Origin of the sequence: Clostridium aromativorans (assembly GCF_020908015.1) — a bacterium.
GTDB lineage: Bacteria > Bacillota > Clostridia > Clostridiales > Clostridiaceae > Clostridium_B > Clostridium_B aromativorans.
The window spans coordinates 15572-32904 of the sequence record NZ_JAJJPB010000017.1; the positions used below are offsets into that span (position 1 = coordinate 15572).

Annotated in this window: 17 protein-coding genes; 12 read left to right on the top strand and 5 right to left on the bottom strand. The window is 34.7% G+C overall.

Features of this window, described 5'->3' with window-relative positions:
• Nucleotides 1–92 precede the first annotated feature (92 nt).
• A complete protein-coding gene (locus LN736_RS12565; RefSeq protein WP_150357828.1) occupies nt 93–734 on the top strand; it encodes a lactate utilization protein in 642 nt (213 codons plus the stop codon).
• 115 nt (nt 735–849) lie between these two features.
• Here LN736_RS12565 and LN736_RS12570 read toward each other — a convergent pair whose 3' ends face one another.
• Complete coding sequence (locus LN736_RS12570; RefSeq protein ID WP_150357827.1) at nt 850–1509, bottom strand: DUF4397 domain-containing protein; 660 nt, start codon at nt 1507–1509, stop codon at nt 850–852.
• 96 nt (nt 1510–1605) lie between these two features.
• Nucleotides 1606–2085, bottom strand: a complete 480-nt coding sequence (locus tag LN736_RS12575) for a DUF4883 family protein (protein ID WP_150357826.1) — start codon at nt 2083–2085, stop codon at nt 1606–1608.
• A gap of 137 nt (nt 2086–2222) precedes the next feature.
• Here LN736_RS12575 and LN736_RS12580 point away from each other — a divergent pair, with 137 nt between their 5' ends.
• The gene (locus LN736_RS12580) at nt 2223–3047 is read left to right on the top strand and encodes a Cof-type HAD-IIB family hydrolase (protein ID WP_150357825.1); all 825 of its coding nucleotides are present in this window, start codon (nt 2223–2225) and stop codon (nt 3045–3047) included.
• On the opposite strand, the gene LN736_RS12585 is transcribed toward LN736_RS12580, so the two are convergent.
• Complete coding sequence (locus tag LN736_RS12585; RefSeq protein WP_150357824.1) at nt 3042–3494, bottom strand: threonine/serine exporter family protein; 453 nt, start codon at nt 3492–3494, stop codon at nt 3042–3044. The two genes, LN736_RS12580 and LN736_RS12585, sit on opposite strands and share 6 nt — an antisense overlap.
• Nucleotides 3495–3496: 2 nt before the next feature.
• The gene (locus LN736_RS12590) at nt 3497–4261 is read right to left on the bottom strand and encodes a threonine/serine exporter family protein (RefSeq protein ID WP_150357823.1); all 765 of its coding nucleotides are present in this window, start codon (nt 4259–4261) and stop codon (nt 3497–3499) included.
• Nucleotides 4262–4452: 191 nt separating this feature from the next.
• Between LN736_RS12590 and glyA the strand changes: the two genes are divergently transcribed.
• The 4 genes from glyA to LN736_RS12610 all read left to right on the top strand — a co-directional run bounded on the left by glyA (nt 4453) and on the right by LN736_RS12610 (nt 11134).
• A complete protein-coding gene (gene glyA / locus LN736_RS12595) occupies nt 4453–5688 on the top strand; it encodes a serine hydroxymethyltransferase (RefSeq protein WP_150357822.1) in 1236 nt (411 codons plus the stop codon).
• 118 nt (nt 5689–5806) lie between these two features.
• The gene (locus LN736_RS12600) at nt 5807–6043 is read left to right on the top strand and encodes a hypothetical protein (RefSeq protein ID WP_150357821.1); all 237 of its coding nucleotides are present in this window, start codon (nt 5807–5809) and stop codon (nt 6041–6043) included.
• Between the two features lie 247 nt (nt 6044–6290).
• A complete protein-coding gene (locus tag LN736_RS12605; RefSeq protein ID WP_229981660.1) occupies nt 6291–10061 on the top strand; it encodes a phosphoribosylformylglycinamidine synthase in 3771 nt (1256 codons plus the stop codon).
• 203 nt (nt 10062–10264) lie between these two features.
• Entirely contained in the window at nt 10265–11134 is an 870-nt protein-coding gene (locus LN736_RS12610) for a DegV family protein (protein ID WP_229981661.1), read from the top strand.
• Between the two features lie 59 nt (nt 11135–11193).
• Here the strand turns inward: LN736_RS12610 and LN736_RS12615 are convergent, their stop codons facing one another.
• Nucleotides 11194–11883 (bottom strand): TVP38/TMEM64 family protein, encoded by a 690-nt coding sequence (locus LN736_RS12615; RefSeq protein ID WP_150357815.1) that lies wholly within the window; start codon nt 11881–11883, stop codon nt 11194–11196.
• A 269-nt stretch (nt 11884–12152) separates the two neighbouring features.
• On the opposite strand from LN736_RS12615, the gene LN736_RS12620 reads away from it, so the two are divergent.
• Genes LN736_RS12620 through hisA form a run of 6 tightly spaced genes read left to right on the top strand, consistent with a single transcriptional unit; the run spans nt 12153 to nt 17327 of the window.
• Nucleotides 12153–13343, top strand: coding sequence for an ATP phosphoribosyltransferase regulatory subunit (locus tag LN736_RS12620; protein WP_179977207.1), 1191 nt, complete (start codon nt 12153–12155; stop codon nt 13341–13343).
• Nucleotides 13344–14003, top strand: a complete 660-nt coding sequence (hisG, locus tag LN736_RS12625) for an ATP phosphoribosyltransferase (protein WP_179977208.1) — start codon at nt 13344–13346, stop codon at nt 14001–14003.
• Between the two features lie 22 nt (nt 14004–14025).
• Complete coding sequence (hisD, locus tag LN736_RS12630; RefSeq protein WP_407647168.1) at nt 14026–15318, top strand: histidinol dehydrogenase; 1293 nt, start codon at nt 14026–14028, stop codon at nt 15316–15318.
• A gap of 19 nt (nt 15319–15337) precedes the next feature.
• Complete coding sequence (gene hisB, locus LN736_RS12635; protein ID WP_229981663.1) at nt 15338–15922, top strand: imidazoleglycerol-phosphate dehydratase HisB; 585 nt, start codon at nt 15338–15340, stop codon at nt 15920–15922.
• Between the two features lie 56 nt (nt 15923–15978).
• Nucleotides 15979–16587 carry an imidazole glycerol phosphate synthase subunit HisH gene (gene hisH, locus LN736_RS12640; protein ID WP_179977211.1) on the top strand — a complete coding sequence of 203 codons (609 nt, stop codon included), beginning with the start codon at nt 15979–15981 and terminating at the stop codon, nt 16585–16587.
• 26 nt (nt 16588–16613) lie between these two features.
• Nucleotides 16614–17327, top strand: coding sequence for a 1-(5-phosphoribosyl)-5-[(5-phosphoribosylamino)methylideneamino]imidazole-4-carboxamide isomerase (hisA, locus tag LN736_RS12645; protein WP_150358290.1), 714 nt, complete (start codon nt 16614–16616; stop codon nt 17325–17327).
• The last annotated feature ends 6 nt before the right edge of the window (nt 17328–17333 follow it).

A 17333-nucleotide genomic window follows, 5' to 3' on the forward strand; every position in this document is an offset into this window, starting at 1 on the left:
GCAAGAAACAAGGTGGTTAATAGGGACTTTGTGGTATAATGTATCTTATAATGTGAGAATTTAAGAGCAAAATTCTATTAGGGGGTAGTATTGTGGACGAAAATTTAAAATGGGTAACTGATCAGAGGCTCAAAAGGACTATGGAAAATTTAGAAAAAAATAACATGGAAGCTTATTTTGTAAACAGCAAAAAGGAAGTTATAGATAAGCTAGGTGAAATCTTAAAAGATGGCGATACGGTTTCTGTGGGAGGATCAATGTCTCTGTTTGAGGCAGGTGTAATTGATTTTTTGAGAAATGGAAATTATAAATTTTTAGATAGGTATGCTGAAAATTTAAAACCTGAAGATATTAAAGATGTTTTTAGAAAGAGTTTTTCTGCAGATGACTATATAGTGAGTACAAATGCACTGACTGAAGATGGAGAGCTCTATAATGTGGATGGAAATGGGAATAGGGTAGCTGCCATGCTGTATGGTCCCGACAAGGTAATAGTTATTGTGGGAATAAATAAAATTGTGTTGAATTTAGATGAAGCCATAGACAGGGTTAAGTACTGCTCGGCTCCTGCAAATGTGAAGAGACTAAATGCAGGCAATCCCTGTGCTAAATTGGGATATTGTGTAGATTGCAGCAGCAGCGGAAGGATATGTAATGAATACACACTGATAAAAAGACAGAATCATAAGGGAAGAATAAAAGTAATAATAGTAAATGAGGCTTTAGGATACTAAATGCATTGTTTGATGTTTGAACTCTGACATTTAAACTTTAGCGTGGGACCTGTATTTTTGGACAGGTCCTTCTAAAGCTGTGGCATTTGTAATGAAAAAGAACTTTACCATAAATCTAAAATTCAATATAACTGTTCCCGTCAAGAGGAATCAATACTTGAATTTCGGGAGAACCGGATAGGTTTCCCACTGAGTATATACTGTAAAATCTGTTTGGAGTTAATCGTACGTTAGGTACATGAAGGACTCTGCTGTGGGAATCAGAAGTATTTACCTCCAGAGTATATACTCCAGGATTTATAGGTATATATTCTGTTATTTCTTTGTAGGAAACGTTCGGGAAAAGTATATTTCCATTGGAAAGTGCAAGATCCAGTTCTGTAGAATCAGAAGTTAAATTTATAAATCTTATAAGGGATCTGTTGGGAATTCTTGGACGACGTATATCTTCTATAGGCAATAGGCTTATGTTTGGGTAGCGGTCTATAGCGGCTATGGTAAATATTTTTTCTGCTGGTATAGGTAGAGTTTCATCTATAATTGGATTTTGCACGCTTCCTGCTGGAAATACTCTTATATTGTAAGTTCCGTAAGGTATATTTATATAGTTGGAAAAAGATTTATAGGTTAAATTTCTAAACAATAGGCGCTCGTTTAAATATACATCTACTGCAGGAGAATTAGGGCTGGCATTTAAGAACCTTATATAGGAAACAGGAGCGGTTTGAGGCATTCTATAGTGAGTTCTATGTGCAAAGTAAGGACAAACGAACATAATGTTCACCTTTCATTATATTTATACATTTATAATATATGTTTATTTCTGCAGCTGTGATACAATAATGTAAAGTTTAAGGATGAGCTATTGGAATTAGTAATTCTTAAAAATGTATTTGCCTAGATAATATAAATTTAAGGATATGGGAATTTTATTCATGTCTATATAATCCATAGGGTAGTTTCCATCCCAGGGATAGATAGACAGGTATTTTTCATTATATACGTTTATAAGCAGTTTTTCTTTATTGAAGGTAAATATAATTTTGTAGGAAGTTTTGTTGGGAAGATCTTTTGGCCTATCTATGAAATTATTCTTTTTAAGGATTTTTAACATGCTTTTTATATCTGAAATGTTTCTTTCTCCTAGTTCCTCTTGGTCATGAAAATTACTTTCTTCTATAATACATTTTTTAGGTGAAGATGTGGTTAAATTTTGAGCAAGTAAATTTGTATAATAAAAATTATTTGGTTTTTTGCGAGAAGGAAATGTATTATTTAATTTATAATTACATGATGTAAGAGTAAAAATACTGATCAAAATAACACTTAAAAGTATAAAAAATTTTTTCATTATAATCACCTTTATATAGAGTATTATAAATAAAATTTATGTTCTCAATTTAAAGTTTATACCTTACAGCAGGATAATTATTTAGATATACATATAATTTGAAAAATCAAGTATAAAAAAATTGGAGTGTTATAAATATGAACTATAAAATTATTGCTATGGATATGGATGGTACGCTTTTAGATGATGAAAAATTCATATCCCAATATAACGTGGATATGATACGTAGGGCAAGTGAATTGGGAATAAAAGTTGTCATGGCTACGGGAAGATTGCCTGGATCGCTAAAATTTTATTACCATACATTATTTCAAAATCAACCTGTGATATGTTGTAATGGTTCTATGATATTAGATGAAAATGGGAATGTTATAAAATCCGAGCCTGTGGATAAGGTTGAAATTCTTAAAACTATAGATATTTTGAGAGAAGAAAAAGATACGTATTATCATTTTTACGATGATCACAGACTTTATTGTGAGCAGTTTAAATACACTACGAAAAGATTTTATGAATTCAACAGAAAAATAGATAGAAAATTTAGAATGGAGATAAGCATTTTACCGGATTCGCGAAAATTTATAGAAAGTACTGAAGAGAATATCCATAAATTAGTGGCCATAGATTCAGATTTAGGTTATTTAGAGAGATTGAGAAAAAAAATAGAGGGCAGTACTAAGGTAGGTATAACAAAATCCGGCATAGACAATATTGAAATAATCAGCAGGGGAAACTCCAAGGGGAATGGATTGAAGGCTTTGGCAGATTATTATAGGATACCTATCAGTGAATGTATAGCTGTGGGAAATGACGAGAATGATAAGAGCATGATTAAAGCTGCAGGACTTGGAGTGGCAGTGAGCAATGCCCGTCAAATACTGAAAGAATCTGCAGATTATATTACAAAAAATGATAATAACAATGGGGCCATAGGAGAGGTTATAAAAAAATTTATTTTATAACCTATTATGTTTAAAGAAATTTCTGTTAAAGAGTGCAGATGCTTTAAATACTGAAGATATAAAAAATATACCTACAGCTATTGAACCAGCAATAGCCAGTGTTTTGAAGGCGATAAGTAGAGATTGATTTATATTTCCCTGTACATATTGAAACATGGCATTATACATATTTCCACCGGGAACCAGAGGTATAATTGCACCTATGATAAAAGTTGTGGCGGGAGTTTTTAAGATTCGGGCCATTATTTCAGAGTAAATAGATGCGAATACCGAGGCTATAAAGAAACATAATATACTGGAGGAACCTATATAGTGGGAGGAAATTGAATATAAAAACCAGGTTATACCTCCTCCAATGGATGAAAATACAAGATTTTTTCCACGAACATTGCCGATTATGCCAAAGCATAAAGTGGCGATTAAAATATATATGGAATTTATTATCATAATTAAAGTCCTCCTAGAACAAGCCACAGTTTCAATATGGATCCTGTACCCACTGCAATGGCAATGGCTACTAAAAAAGCTTCAATTCCCCTTGAAATTCCGGATATGAGATCACCGGCCATGGTGTCTCTTATGGCATTGGTTATTGAAAGGCCAGGTACTAAAAGCATGATGGAACTTATTATTATGGTATCTACATGAGAGCCTATTTCAAGTTGAACACTGCTCAGAGCTATTAGAGCAGTGACGGCCCCACATATTATGTTTATGAAAAATTCATTTGCTTGAAGAAGGCCTAAAGATTTAGAGAGAATGCTTAAAATACATCCTATGATAAAGGATACTAAAAAGTCATGCAGGTTTCCGCCAAATACAAGAGAAAAAAAAGCAGCAGCTATACCTGAAAACAATATAATTATCTTTGTACTGTAGGGTTTTGAATACTGTATTTTAGATAATTTATTTTCCATCTCATCTAAGGTATAGGCCTCATCTTTTATGTGTCTTGAAATATTATTTACCTGAGATATTTTCTCCAGATTCAGGGTTCTCTGTCTTACTCTTTTTATCAATGATATGGTTTGACCATACTTATCTGAAGCAGAAATTATGATTATATTCAATGTCACAAAGGCATCTATATCATCTATGTTATAATTTTTACTTATTCTAATTATTGTTTCCTCTACTCTGTAAATTTCCGCACCGCTTTCCAGCATTATTTTTCCTGCATAAGCAGCTAAATTTACTATTCTGTTAATATCCATATAAATTGATCTCCCTATGGTAAAATATATCATTGTTTTATTATAGCATATGGGTTCTTGACATGAAATAGTGAAAAAAAAGTAAGTCGCTTGTGCAAATTCAAGTTATAAAGTAGTGTATTGATAGATGTTAAAGGTTTACAGTATAATTATATACGAGATACAAATAATTTGTAAGGAGTTGATAAGAAGTGGATTTTAGTGAATTAAAAAATAGTGACAAGGCCGTTTTTGGCATAATTGAGGAAGAGGCTGAACGACAGGAAAATGGCATAGAGCTTATTGCTTCAGAGAATTTCACAAGTAAGTCTGTAATGGAGGCCATGGGATCTTTTCTTACCAATAAATATGCAGAAGGATATCCGGGCAAAAGGTACTATGGAGGATGTTATGCAGTAGATAAAGTTGAAAATCTTGCAAGAGACAGGATGAAAAAGCTTTTTGGGGGGGAACATGTAAATGTACAGCCTCATTCAGGTTCTCAGGCAAATATGGCAGTGTACATGTCTGTTTTAAAACCGGGAGATACAGTTCTTGGTATGAGCTTAAGCCATGGAGGGCACTTAACTCATGGAAGCAAGGTGAGTTTTTCCGGAAAATTGTATAATTTTATCCCCTATGGATTAAATCCAGAAACAGAGAGAATTGACTATGATAAGATGAGAGATTTGGCTCTTGAACATAGACCTAAAATGATAGTTTCAGGTGCAAGTGCATATTCCAGAGAGATAGATTTTAAGAAAATAAGGAGTATATGTGATGAAGTTGGTGCGTATATGATGGTGGATATGGCACATATTGCAGGACTTGTTGCAGCAGGAAAACATATGTCCCCCGTTCCCTATGCTGATTTTGTAACGACTACTACACATAAAACACTGAGGGGACCTAGAGGAGGAGCTATAATATGCAAGGATAAATATGGAGCTGTTCTTGACAAGACAATTTTTCCTGGAATGCAGGGAGGACCTCTGATGCATGTTATTGCAGGAAAAGCTGTTTGTTTCGGAGAAGCTCTTACAGATGAATATAAAGAGTATATAGCTCAGGTTGTAAAAAATGCCAAAGTTCTGGCAGAAGAGCTTGAAAGATATGGATTTAGAATTGTAAGCGGGGGAACGGATAACCATCTTATACTTGTGGATCTTACTGATAAAAAAATTACAGGAAAAGATTTAGAAGAACTTCTTGATACTGTAAATATAACCGTCAATAAAAATGCAGTACCTTTTGATAAGCTTGGTGCAAATATTACCAGTGGAATTAGGCTGGGTACTCCTGCGGTTACTACCAGAGGTTTTAAAGAAAATGAGATGAAAAAGATAGCTTATTTTATAAATTCAGCTGTAGAAAACAGAGATAAAGATCTGAGCGGCATCAAAGAAAAGGTAGTTGAGTTGTGCCATAGCTTTCCTTTATATAAATAGTGCTATTTGATAGTTTTGCTGTTCACATATTTGTGGACAGCATTTTATTTGTCTTAGTAATTATATTTCATATTTTTTCCGCATACAATTTATTAAAACTATAACGGGGTTGAGTTAAATGATAAAAAAAGGAAGATTAATCGAAGTGGAAAATATGGATTTTTGTCAGGATAAAAGGACAATTAAAGTATTTTTAAGAGGCGTGAGCCTGAAGGATTGTGAGTTTGGTGAACAGACTGAAATAATTACCAGTACGGGACATATAGTCAGAGGGGTAGTTTCTGAGAGAAAATACTTTTATGATAGTTCTAAGGTATTTGGGAAAAATGTAAAAGAAATACTGTGTATCAAGTGATTATCGTGCACTTCTGGAGAGTCTAGGCATGGATTGTTATTCATCTTACTATATTTTAGAAGAATTTATGAGGAAAACTGATATTGCTGACACCTGAATTTTTTTTAAGATAGGGGTGTCACCAATGTCGGTTTTATTCAATTATATTGTTCACAAAGCTGTATATTTATGATATAATATCTACGAATAATTTTAAAAAAAATAATATAAATGTTCGAAAAAAAATAAGAAACAAGGAGAGAGTACGATGGGTGTCAAAAGGCTATTTGTAGAGAAAAAAAAGGGATTTGATATAGAAGCTCAAGGATTTCTTAGGGATGTCAGCGAAAGTCTTAATATTCACGGATTGAAAAATATAAGAATAATAAACCGTTATGATATAGAGAACATCAGTGACGATGAATACGAAAAATCAAAATATATAATATTCTCCGAAAAAACTGTGGATAAAATATATGAGGAAGATCTGCCCAGAGATGAGAATACAAGAGTTTTTGCTGTGGAATATCTTCCAGGACAGTATGATCAAAGAGCCGACTCAGCATCTCAGTGTATTCAAATATTAACTCAAAGTGAAAAAATTCATGTTACATCTGCAAAGGTATATGTGATATATGGACATATATCAGATGGTGAGTTTAAAAAAATAAAGAACTACTGCATAAACCCAGTTGATTCAAGAGAAGCTTCCCTTGAAAAGGTTGAAAACTTGGATAAAAAGTTACATATTCCAGATAGTGTGGAGATAATCCATGGGTTTATAGAAATGAGTCATGATGGCTTAGAAGAGTTTATAAAATTACGGGGACTTGCCATGAGTGTTGAAGATCTGATTTTTTGCCAGAAATACTTCAAAGAAGAGGAAAAAAGAAATCCTACAATAACAGAGATAAAGGTTATAGATACTTATTGGTCGGATCACTGTAGACATACTACTTTTAATACTGAACTGAAGAACGTAATGGTTGAGGAGGGAAAGTATTCAATCCCCATAAAGAGGACTTATGAATATTACTTAAAGCTGAGGAATGAAATATATAATAAAGATGAAAAACCTAGATGCCTTATGGATATAGCTACCATTGGAATGAAGATACTTAAAAAAAGCGGCAAACTAAAGAATCTGGATGAATCTGATGAGATAAATGCCTGCAGCATAGTTGTGGATGCGGATGTAGATGGTAAAAATGAAAAATGGCTTGTAATGTTTAAAAATGAAACGCATAATCATCCTACTGAGATAGAGCCTTTCGGTGGAGCTGCAACTTGTCTTGGCGGTGCAATACGTGATCCTCTATCTGGAAGAGCTTATGTATATCAGGCTATGAGAGTTACTGGGAGTGGAGATCCGAGAACTAAAGTTGAAGATACACTAAAGGGAAAACTACCTCAGAAAAAAATAACTTTAGGAGCTGCCCAGGGGTATAGTTCCTATGGAAATCAGATAGGCCTTGCAACCGGGATGGTTTCTGAAATATATGATGAAGATTATGTAACCAAGAGGATGGAAATAGGGGCTGTCATAGGAGCTGTTCCATTGGAAAATGTGAAAAGAGAAAAACCTGAAATATCCGATGTGGTGATACTGCTGGGAGGAAGGACAGGAAGGGATGGATGTGGAGGAGCAACTGGTTCTTCTAAAAAGCATACCGAAACTTCCATATTGACTTCAGGTGCTGAGGTTCAAAAGGGAAATCCTGTTACTGAAAGGAAAATACAGAGGTTGTTTAGGAAAGGAAAAGTCAGCAGGATGATTAAAAGATGCAATGATTTTGGAGCCGGAGGCGTTTCGGTGGCCATAGGAGAGCTGGCTGAGGGACTTGAAATAAACCTTGACTTAGTGCCAAAAAAGTATGAGGGATTGGATGGAACTGAACTTGCCATATCAGAATCTCAGGAACGTATGGCGGTAGTTGTGGACAGGGAACATGAAGAAGACTTTATAAAATATGCCAGAGAGGAAAATTTAGAGGCCACAAAAGTAGCGTATGTGACAGATAGCGGAAGATTGAAAATGTTATGGAGAGGAAATCCCATTGTAGATTTAAGTAGAGAATTTTTGGATACAAACGGTGTAAGAGCAAAAACAGATGTTAATATTAAATCTCCGGATATTAATAGTTATTTTGAAAGCAGGAAAAACGAGGCAAAAAGCGGGGACTGTATTTTAAGAAGCTGGTTTGAAACGCTGCAGAATTTAAATGTATGCAGTCAAAAGGGATTGATAGAGAGATTTGACAGCACTGTGGGAGCCTCAAGTATATTTATGCCTTATGGAGGTAAATATCAGGATACTCCTATAGAAGCTATGGCTGCCAAGCTTCCTGTATTAAAGGGCAGCACAAACACTGCTACTTTGATGAGTTTTGGGTATAATCCAGATATAGCAAAGTGGAGTCCATTTCACGGTGCAGTGTATGCAGTACTGGAATCGATAGCTAAAATTGTATGTTCAGGTGGACAGATGGATAACATAAAATTGACTTTTCAAGAGTACTTTGAAAAATTGGGAAAGGATCCTTTTAAATGGGGGAAGCCTCTTGCAGCACTTCTTGGTGCCCTCTATGCACAGAGAGAGCTTGAAGTTGCAGCTATAGGTGGAAAGGACAGCATGTCTGGAAGTTTCAAAGATATGAATGTACCACCTACGTTGGTCTCATTTGCAGTTACTACGGGAGAAGCTGATAAACTCATATCCCCTGAGTTTAAGGGATATGGCAGTTATGTAGTATTTATACCTGCACCTAGAGATGATTTTCAACTCCCTGATTTTGAGAAGATAAGAAAGAATTACAGTTTAATAGGTAAATTGATATCAGAAGGAAGAATATTATCAGCCAGTACTGTAAAAAGAGGCGGCATCTGTGAAGCTGTAAGTAAGATGAGTTTTGGAAACAGAATAGGATTGAAGTTTGCGGATAACTGGGAAAACATAGATCTGTTTTCACCAGATTACGGCTCCATGATAGTGGAATTAGATAAAAATGAAATTTTAGAAGAGGAGTTAAAAGAGATTGACTATAAGGTTATTGGAATTACCCAAAGAGAACAGTGTATAGATATAGGTGAGATTAAAATATCCATTTCGGAAATGGAAGCTTCATGGGAAAAGAGTCTTGAAAATATTTTTCCAACCAAGGTTGCATTGGAAAATGAAGAAATAAAGTCAAATCTTTTTAGTAGAAAACATAAATTGTATCCAAAAATAAAAATAGCTTCTCCAAAAGTGACTATTCCTGTATTCCCGGGAACTAACTGTGAATATGATTCCACAAGAGCTTTTCAGAAAGCAGGGGCAGATGTAGACACTGTTATAATCAGAAATTTGACTGGTGCTCAAATAGAGGAATCTGTAAATGAAATTGTAAAAAGTATAAACTCTTCACAGATAATTATGATTCCAGGAGGATTCAGTGCTGGAGATGAACCAGATGGATCCGGAAAATTTATTGCTGCATTCTTTAGAAATTCAAAGATAAAGGAGGCTGTAATGGAGTTTTTAAATAAAAGGGATGGATTGATACTTGGAATATGCAACGGATTCCAGGCACTTATAAAATTAGGGCTGCTTCCATTTGGAGAGATAAGGGACATAGAGGAGAATTATCCTACTCTTACTTATAATAAAATAGGAAGACATGTGTCCAGAGTAGTAAACACCAAAGTGGTCTCAAATCTTTCTCCCTGGTTTAACAACGTGTCTGTAGGCGATATATATTCTATAGCAGTTTCTCATGGAGAGGGAAGATTTGTAGCAAGTTCTGCTGCCATTGAAGAAATGAAGAATAGAGGTCAAATTGCCAGCCAATATGTAGATTTTAATGGGAACCCATCCTATGATATAAGATTTAACCCAAATGGTTCCTATTATGCAGTAGAAGGTATAACCAGTCCTGATGGAAGAATACTTGGCAAGATGGCCCATTCAGAAAGAATTGGAGAGAATATCATGAAAAATATTCCGGGAAATAAAGATCAGAAGCTGTTTGATGCAGGAATTAATTACTTTAAAATTTAGAAATATACGCTATTTATTTAAAACCCCCTATTAAGTATGGTAAATAAATGGTATTTTTGTTATAATAACAGTAAAGTATTGGTATAAAAATTATGCTGTTACTTATTATTCATAATATATTGATTTATGTATTTGACAAAGTATTGTATAATGTTTACTGTAGTGATTGAAATTAATCCTATTTTACGTTGGGGGAGATGCTGATGACTAAGCCTATAATTATGACTGATGCAGGATGTGATTTACCGGGAAGCTTTATAGCAGAAAAAAATATTCCATTTTTAGGTTTAACGTGTCATTTTAAAGGTAAGGATTATGAAGATGATTTTGGAAAATCCTTGAGTTACGCGGAATTTTACGGCGGCTTGAGAAATGGAGAAATGCCATATACATCTCAAATAAATGAATACAGGTTTGCTGAGAAATTTAAAGAATTGCTAAAAGAAAAAAGACCGATTGTATATATTGGAATGTCCTCAGCTATAAGCGGCACCTTTAACAGTTCAAAACTGGCAAGAGAATCTATAATCAGTGAGTTTAAGGATGCCGATATAACTTTAGTTGACAGTAAAGGTTCTTCCATAGGACTTGGACTTTTGGTATATGGTGCTTGTAGAATGGCAGAAGAAGGTAAAAGCAAGGATGAAATTGTAAAGTGGCTGGATGACAATAAACTGAAGATGAATTACTGGTTTATGGTAGAGGATTTAAAACACTTGAAGAAGGGTGGAAGGATATCATCATCCAAGGCAGTTATAGGAACTCTTCTAGATGTAAAGCCTATAATATATATCTGTAGTGATGGATCGCTTAAAAATGTAGCTAATGTTAGAGGAAGAAGAAAGGGAATTAAATATCTAGTTGATAAATTTAGAGAAAGGGCAGTGAGCACTGAAGGCCAGGTTATAGGTATTTCTCATGGAGATTGTCTGGAAGATGCAAATATGTTGAAAAAGGTAATGGAGAAGGAATTCCACAATAACAAATTTATTATAAATCCTTTGGGGCTCGGAATGGCTACTCATTGTGGAGCCGGAATGCTTTCGCTTTGTTTTTTTGGAAATAGAAGATAATAAAGGCTATCATTGATAATAATTTATTCTATATAAAAAAACCACCGCAGGTGGTTTTTTTATGCGTATTTATGTTTATCATTCCACATCTTTTTCAATAAAAATGCCAGAGTAGTTACTGCAAATAGAAACAGCAGCCCAATTACTAGAGTTTTAACTGTACCTGTCAACATTCCGCCTATGTAGGAGTAAATGATAGTAGCAGGGAGTTGTCCTAATCCAGTTGCTATGAAAAACGGCCAAAATCCCATGGAAGTCAAACCTGCTGCATAACTGACTATGTCAAAAGATATAAAAGGTAATAATCTTGCAATTAGTATAGCATATTTACCATAATTTTTAAAAAATTCATCCACTTTTTCTATGGCGGTTTTGGATGTGAGCTTTTCAACTGCATCCCTGCCTAGAAATCTAGCTATATAGAAGCAGAGAACTGCTCCTGCCATAGCACTTGACCAGGATAAAATGGCACCTTTTATCCATCCAAATATCCCTGCATTGGCGAAGGTTATTATAAATGCGGGTAGGGGGGCAATTATTGATTGAAGTACCATTAAAAAAAATGATACTATTGGTGCTAAAATGCCGAAGCTTAGAACATAACTTCTGACTGAATCCACGTCTACATTTTTCAGTACACTGATGGATTTGTCAATCCCATGCCTTAAAGGGGGTATAAATAGATATAAACAGCATATTATTAAAATTAATAATATCTTTCCTTTAGTTCCCTTAAATAGTCCTTTTATGAAAATACACTCCTTTCTCTAGAGGATGACTTGACACAATATAAATATAATACATATATATATTGCGTTCAACAAGAATAGAAAAACAAAATATTTCAACTGTATAATATAAATACGTTTTATAAAAATAAATTTATTTATAAATTTTTGCTATAAGTTTTTTATTTGTATTGCTATTTTACAAACTAACTGGTAAAATAAAAACAATGATTAATTTATTACTGCACTGAATTAAAGCATTAGCATGATAAAATAAGGAAGTGAACTCTATGACCAATTGGAAAAAATATATACCTGATGGAACAAAGGATATTTTATTCGAAGAATGCAGCAAAAAAATAGATATAGAAAATATATTGAGGAAAACATATGTGTCCAGCGGATTTATGGAGGTAAAATCTCCAACTTTGGAATTCTATGATACTTTTAATGGGAACAATTCCATATTACCTCAAGAAAAAATATATAAATTGATTGATAGTCAAGGAAGAATCTTGGCATTGAGGGCTGATATGACCACACCCATTGCTAGAATTGCGGGGACAAAATTAAGGGAAGTAGCTCATCCCCTTAGGTTATGCTACAATTCAAATGTGTACAGGGCTAATGAAAGTTTAAAGGGTAAAAATAGCGAGATAACCCAGTCAGGAATTGAAATCATAGGAACAGATAATACTGCTGCAGATGCAGAGGTCATAATAACTGGAATAGTTTGTCTGTTAAATTGCGGACTTAAGAATTTCAAGGTGGAAATTGGCCATGCTAAGCTGTTTAAAGCTTTGGTAGATCAGCTAAATATAGATGATGTGGAGAGGGAAAAACTGAGAAAAAGTATAGACATGAAGAATTTTACAGCGTTAAATGAGGTATTACATACAAATGAGGATAAATTTAATGAGGACTCTTTTAATATTCTAAGTGAACTGCCAAGGCTTTTTGGTGGTATAGAGACAATTGAGAGGGCATATGAGCTTACCGATAATAAAAATGCTTTAGAATGCCTTGGGGATATTGGGAAAGTGTATGAGATTGTAAAAAGCATAGGGCTTCAGGAGTATCTGTCCGTAGATTTAGGCATGGTCCATCATATAGATTACTATACTGGAATAATATTCAGGGGTTATACTCATGGTTTTGGAGGGAATATATTGAGTGGGGGAAGGTATGATAATTTGGTAGGCCAATTTGGAGACGATGAGCCTGCTACAGGATTTGCCATAGACGTGGATGGAGTAATTGCTGCCCTTAAGTATAATGAAATATTCTATGGAAAAGTATATGAGAAAGTACTGGTACATTATGATAAAAAAGATTTTAAAAAAGCTTATAAAAAGGCTCAGGAACTTAGGAGGAGCGGAATAATTGCAGAGATGAGTCTTTTTGACAATGAAAATAAAGCAGTGGAATATGCTGATAAAAATAATATGAAATTTATTAAAATAGGGGATGGAAAAATTTAAATGGTGAATATCAAGAAAATAAGGATAGCTTTAACCAAGGGAAGAATTGAAAAGGAAGCAGTGAACATATTTCAAAAGGCACATATAGATTGCAGTGAAATCATGAATAAGGGAAGAAAGCTCATATTTCACAATTATAAGGACAATATAGATTTTGTTCTAGTGAAGGCACCGGATGTGCTCACATATGTAGAGCATGGAGTAGTTGATATAGGGATAGTTGGAAAAGATACTCTGCTTGAACAGAATAAAAATTTTTATGAAGTGCTGGATTTAGGGTTCGGGTGCTGTAAGTTTTCTCTGGCTGGACCCAGAAATTCCAATTTTTATTCCGGTTACAATAGGAAGAAAATTGCAACTAAGTATCCGAATGTGGCTAGAGATTATTTTAGAAAATTAGGACAAGATGTTGAAATCATAAAAATAGAGGGTTCTGTGGAATTGGCTCCTATATTGGGACTTGCAGATGCCATAGTTGACATAGTTGAAACAGGCAATACATTAAAAGAAAATGGGCTCGTTATTTATCAGGACATATGTAACATAAGTGCTAGAATGGTGGTTAATGTAGCTAGTATGAAGATGAAAAAAAGTGAGATACAGACAATAATAGATAAGGTTCAAATGCAAATTACTGCACGGGAAAAAGCTTTAAGTTAGGAGGAATATCATGGAAGATGATATTATAAATACAATATTTGCAAATACAGAAGATGGCAGAATGTATCTAAGCAATTTCAGAAATAAAGAGGAGAAAAATCAACAAAGTGCAATTGCAGCAGTCAATGATATATTGGAAGATGTGAGAAAAAATGGAGATGAAGCACTTGTAAAATATACAAACAAATTTGACAGCAAAAAAGTAGGCAGAGACAATATTTTAGTAACAGATCGGGAAATAGAAAATGCCTATGAAATGACAGATAATGAATTTATAGAAGCGTTGAAAACAGCAGCTCAGAATATAATTTTTTTTCATGAAAAGCAAAAGAGGAATTCATGGATGGTTACTAAAGACAATGGGATAATGTTAGGTCAGCAAGTTAGACCCCTGGAGAAAGTGGGTATATATGTGCCTGGGGGTACAGCTGCTTATCCATCATCTGTACTCATGAATGCCCTTCCTGCTAAAGTGGCAGGGGTTAAAGATATAACTATGGTTACACCTCCTTTAGAAGATGGAACTATAAATCCTAAAATTTTGGTTGCTGCAGATTTAGCCGGGGTGGATAAAATTTACAAAGTGGGAGGAGCTCAGGCCGTAGGTGCATTGGCTTTCGGCACTGAAACAATTTGTAAAGTGGATAAGATAGTGGGACCGGGAAATATATATGTAGCCATGGCTAAAAAAAGTGTATATGGCTTTGTTGATATTGATATGATAGCAGGTCCGAGCGAGATACTGATAATTGCAGATGAAACGGCAAATCCCTCCTATCTGGCAGCAGATTTAATGTCCCAGGCAGAACATGATGTACTTGCATCGGCGGTACTGGCTGTAACTTCTGAGAAATTGGCTGCTGAGGTAAAAAGGGAACTTTTAAAACAAATTAAATATTTAAAAAGAAAAGACATCATAATACAGTCTTTGAAAAATCGAGGGGCAATATTTATAGTGGACAGCATAGAAAAGGGCGTTGATTTAGCTAATGAAATAGCACCTGAGCATTTAGAACTATGTATAGAAGATCCATTCCCGGTATTGGGAAAAATAAAAAATGCAGGTTCGGTATTCATGGGAAAATTTTCACCAGAGCCTCTGGGAGACTACATGGCAGGTCCAAACCATGTGCTTCCTACAAGCGGAACAGCTAGATTTTTTTCACCTCTTTCTGTAGATGATTTTATAAAAAAATTCAGTTTCACCTATTACTCTCAGAAGTCGCTTTTAGAGGTAGGGGATAAAATTGTAAAGCTTGCAGAGGCAGAGGGACTTACAGCTCATGCCAATTCTATAAATGTCAGGATGAAATGATGATGAGGAGTGTGTTTTTATGAGAATAGGAGAGTTTTCTAGAAAGACCTATGAAACTGACATACAGGTAAAAATAGATCTAGATGGGAATGGAAGGTATCAGATAGATACAGGTATAGGCTTTTTTAATCATATGCTCTCTATGGTGGCAAAGCATGGAATGACAGATCTGGATATATTGGCAAAGGGAGATCTGGATGTGGATTTTCATCATACGCTGGAAGATACGGGAATTGTTATGGGAAAATGTATAAAGGAAGCTCTGGGGAATAAAAGAAATATAAAAAGGTATGGTACATTTTTTGTACCCATGGATGAAAGTCTATCCATGGTATCTGTAGATTTAAGTGGAAGACCTTATTTGGTATTTGATGCCGATTTCAATACTGAAAAAGTAGGCCAGATGGATACGGAGCTTGTAGAAGAATTTTTTAGGGCACTGGCCTTTAACTCAGAGATGACACTTCATGTGAAAGTGTTCTATGGTAAAAACACCCACCATATGATAGAGGGAATATTTAAAGCCTTTGCACATGCTTTTAGGGAAGCGGCATCTGTAGATGACAGCATAAAAGGGATAATGTCTACAAAAGGCAGTCTGTGATTTCATTTAAATATAAGAGTTCAAAATTGTGAATTGTATAAAGGTGGTGTTTAAAATTGATCTGTATTGTAGATTATGGTATGGGAAATTTAAAAAGTGTTCAAAAAGCACTTAGATATATAGGAGCAGATAGTAAGATAACTTCAGAAGGAAGAGACATAGAGGACAGCAGTGGAGTCATACTTCCAGGAGTAGGTGCTTTTCCTGAAGCCATGAAAAATTTAAAAAAGAGGAATCTGGATAAAGTTTTAAAAAAACAGGCAAAAAGCGGAAAACCCTTTATAGGTATATGCCTTGGCATGCAGCTCCTATTTGATAGTGGAGAGGAAATAGAAGAATGTGATGGGCTTGGATTGATATCAGGTAAAATAGTGAAATTATATGGAGATATAAAAATACCTCATATGGGCTGGAATAATTTAATTACTGAAAAGCAGTGCAAAATTTTGAAAGGTGTTCCTGAAAACAGCTATGTGTATTTTGTACATTCTTATTACGGAAAATTGAAATCAAAGGAAAACTTGAGTGCTTATAGTATTTATGGCCAGGTAGATATACCAGCCGTGGTAAATAAAAACAATGTTTATGGGACTCAATTTCATCCGGAAAAAAGCGGTGATGTCGGCATCAGAATATTGAAAAACTTTATAAAGATGACAGTTTAAGTTAGAGATTTGAGGAGGCATTTTATATGTTGATACTTCCGGCAATAGATTTGAGGAATGGTAAATGTGTCAGATTATATCAGGGGAAATTTGAAAGATCAGAAATAGTGGGAGAAGATCCGGTAAAAGTAGCGTTGAGTTTTAAAAAAGCCGGGTCAGAATATATCCACATGGTAGATTTGGATGGGGCTCTTGATGGAAAAATAAAAAATGCAGAAACTATATCAAAAGTGGTGAAAGCATCTCAAGTTCCAGTGGAGCTTGGGGGAGGAATAAGAAATCTAAATACTGTAGAAAAGCTTGTACAGCTAGGAATATCAAGAATAATACTAGGGACTGCTGCCCTGAATGATCCCGGCTTTGTGAAAGAGGCAGTAAAAAAATATGGAAAAAAGATAGCTGTAGGCATAGATGCAAAGGATGGGAAAGTTGCAATAAACGGCTGGATGAATATAAGCACTGTAAAGTATACAGATTTTGCAAAGCAGATGGAAGATATAGGAGTTGAAACAATCATATTTACGGATATAAGTAAGGACGGAACACTGGGAGGGCCTAATTTGGAACAGCTTTCCAGGATTCAAGATGCCGTTAGCTGCAAAATAATAGCTTCTGGTGGAATTAAAAATATAGAGGATTTGCAGAGTATAAATAAGATGGGCATATATGGAGCTATTACAGGTAAAGCCATATATGCCGGGAATATAGATTTGAAAAAAGCTATAAAGCTGTGCAAATAAAATTAG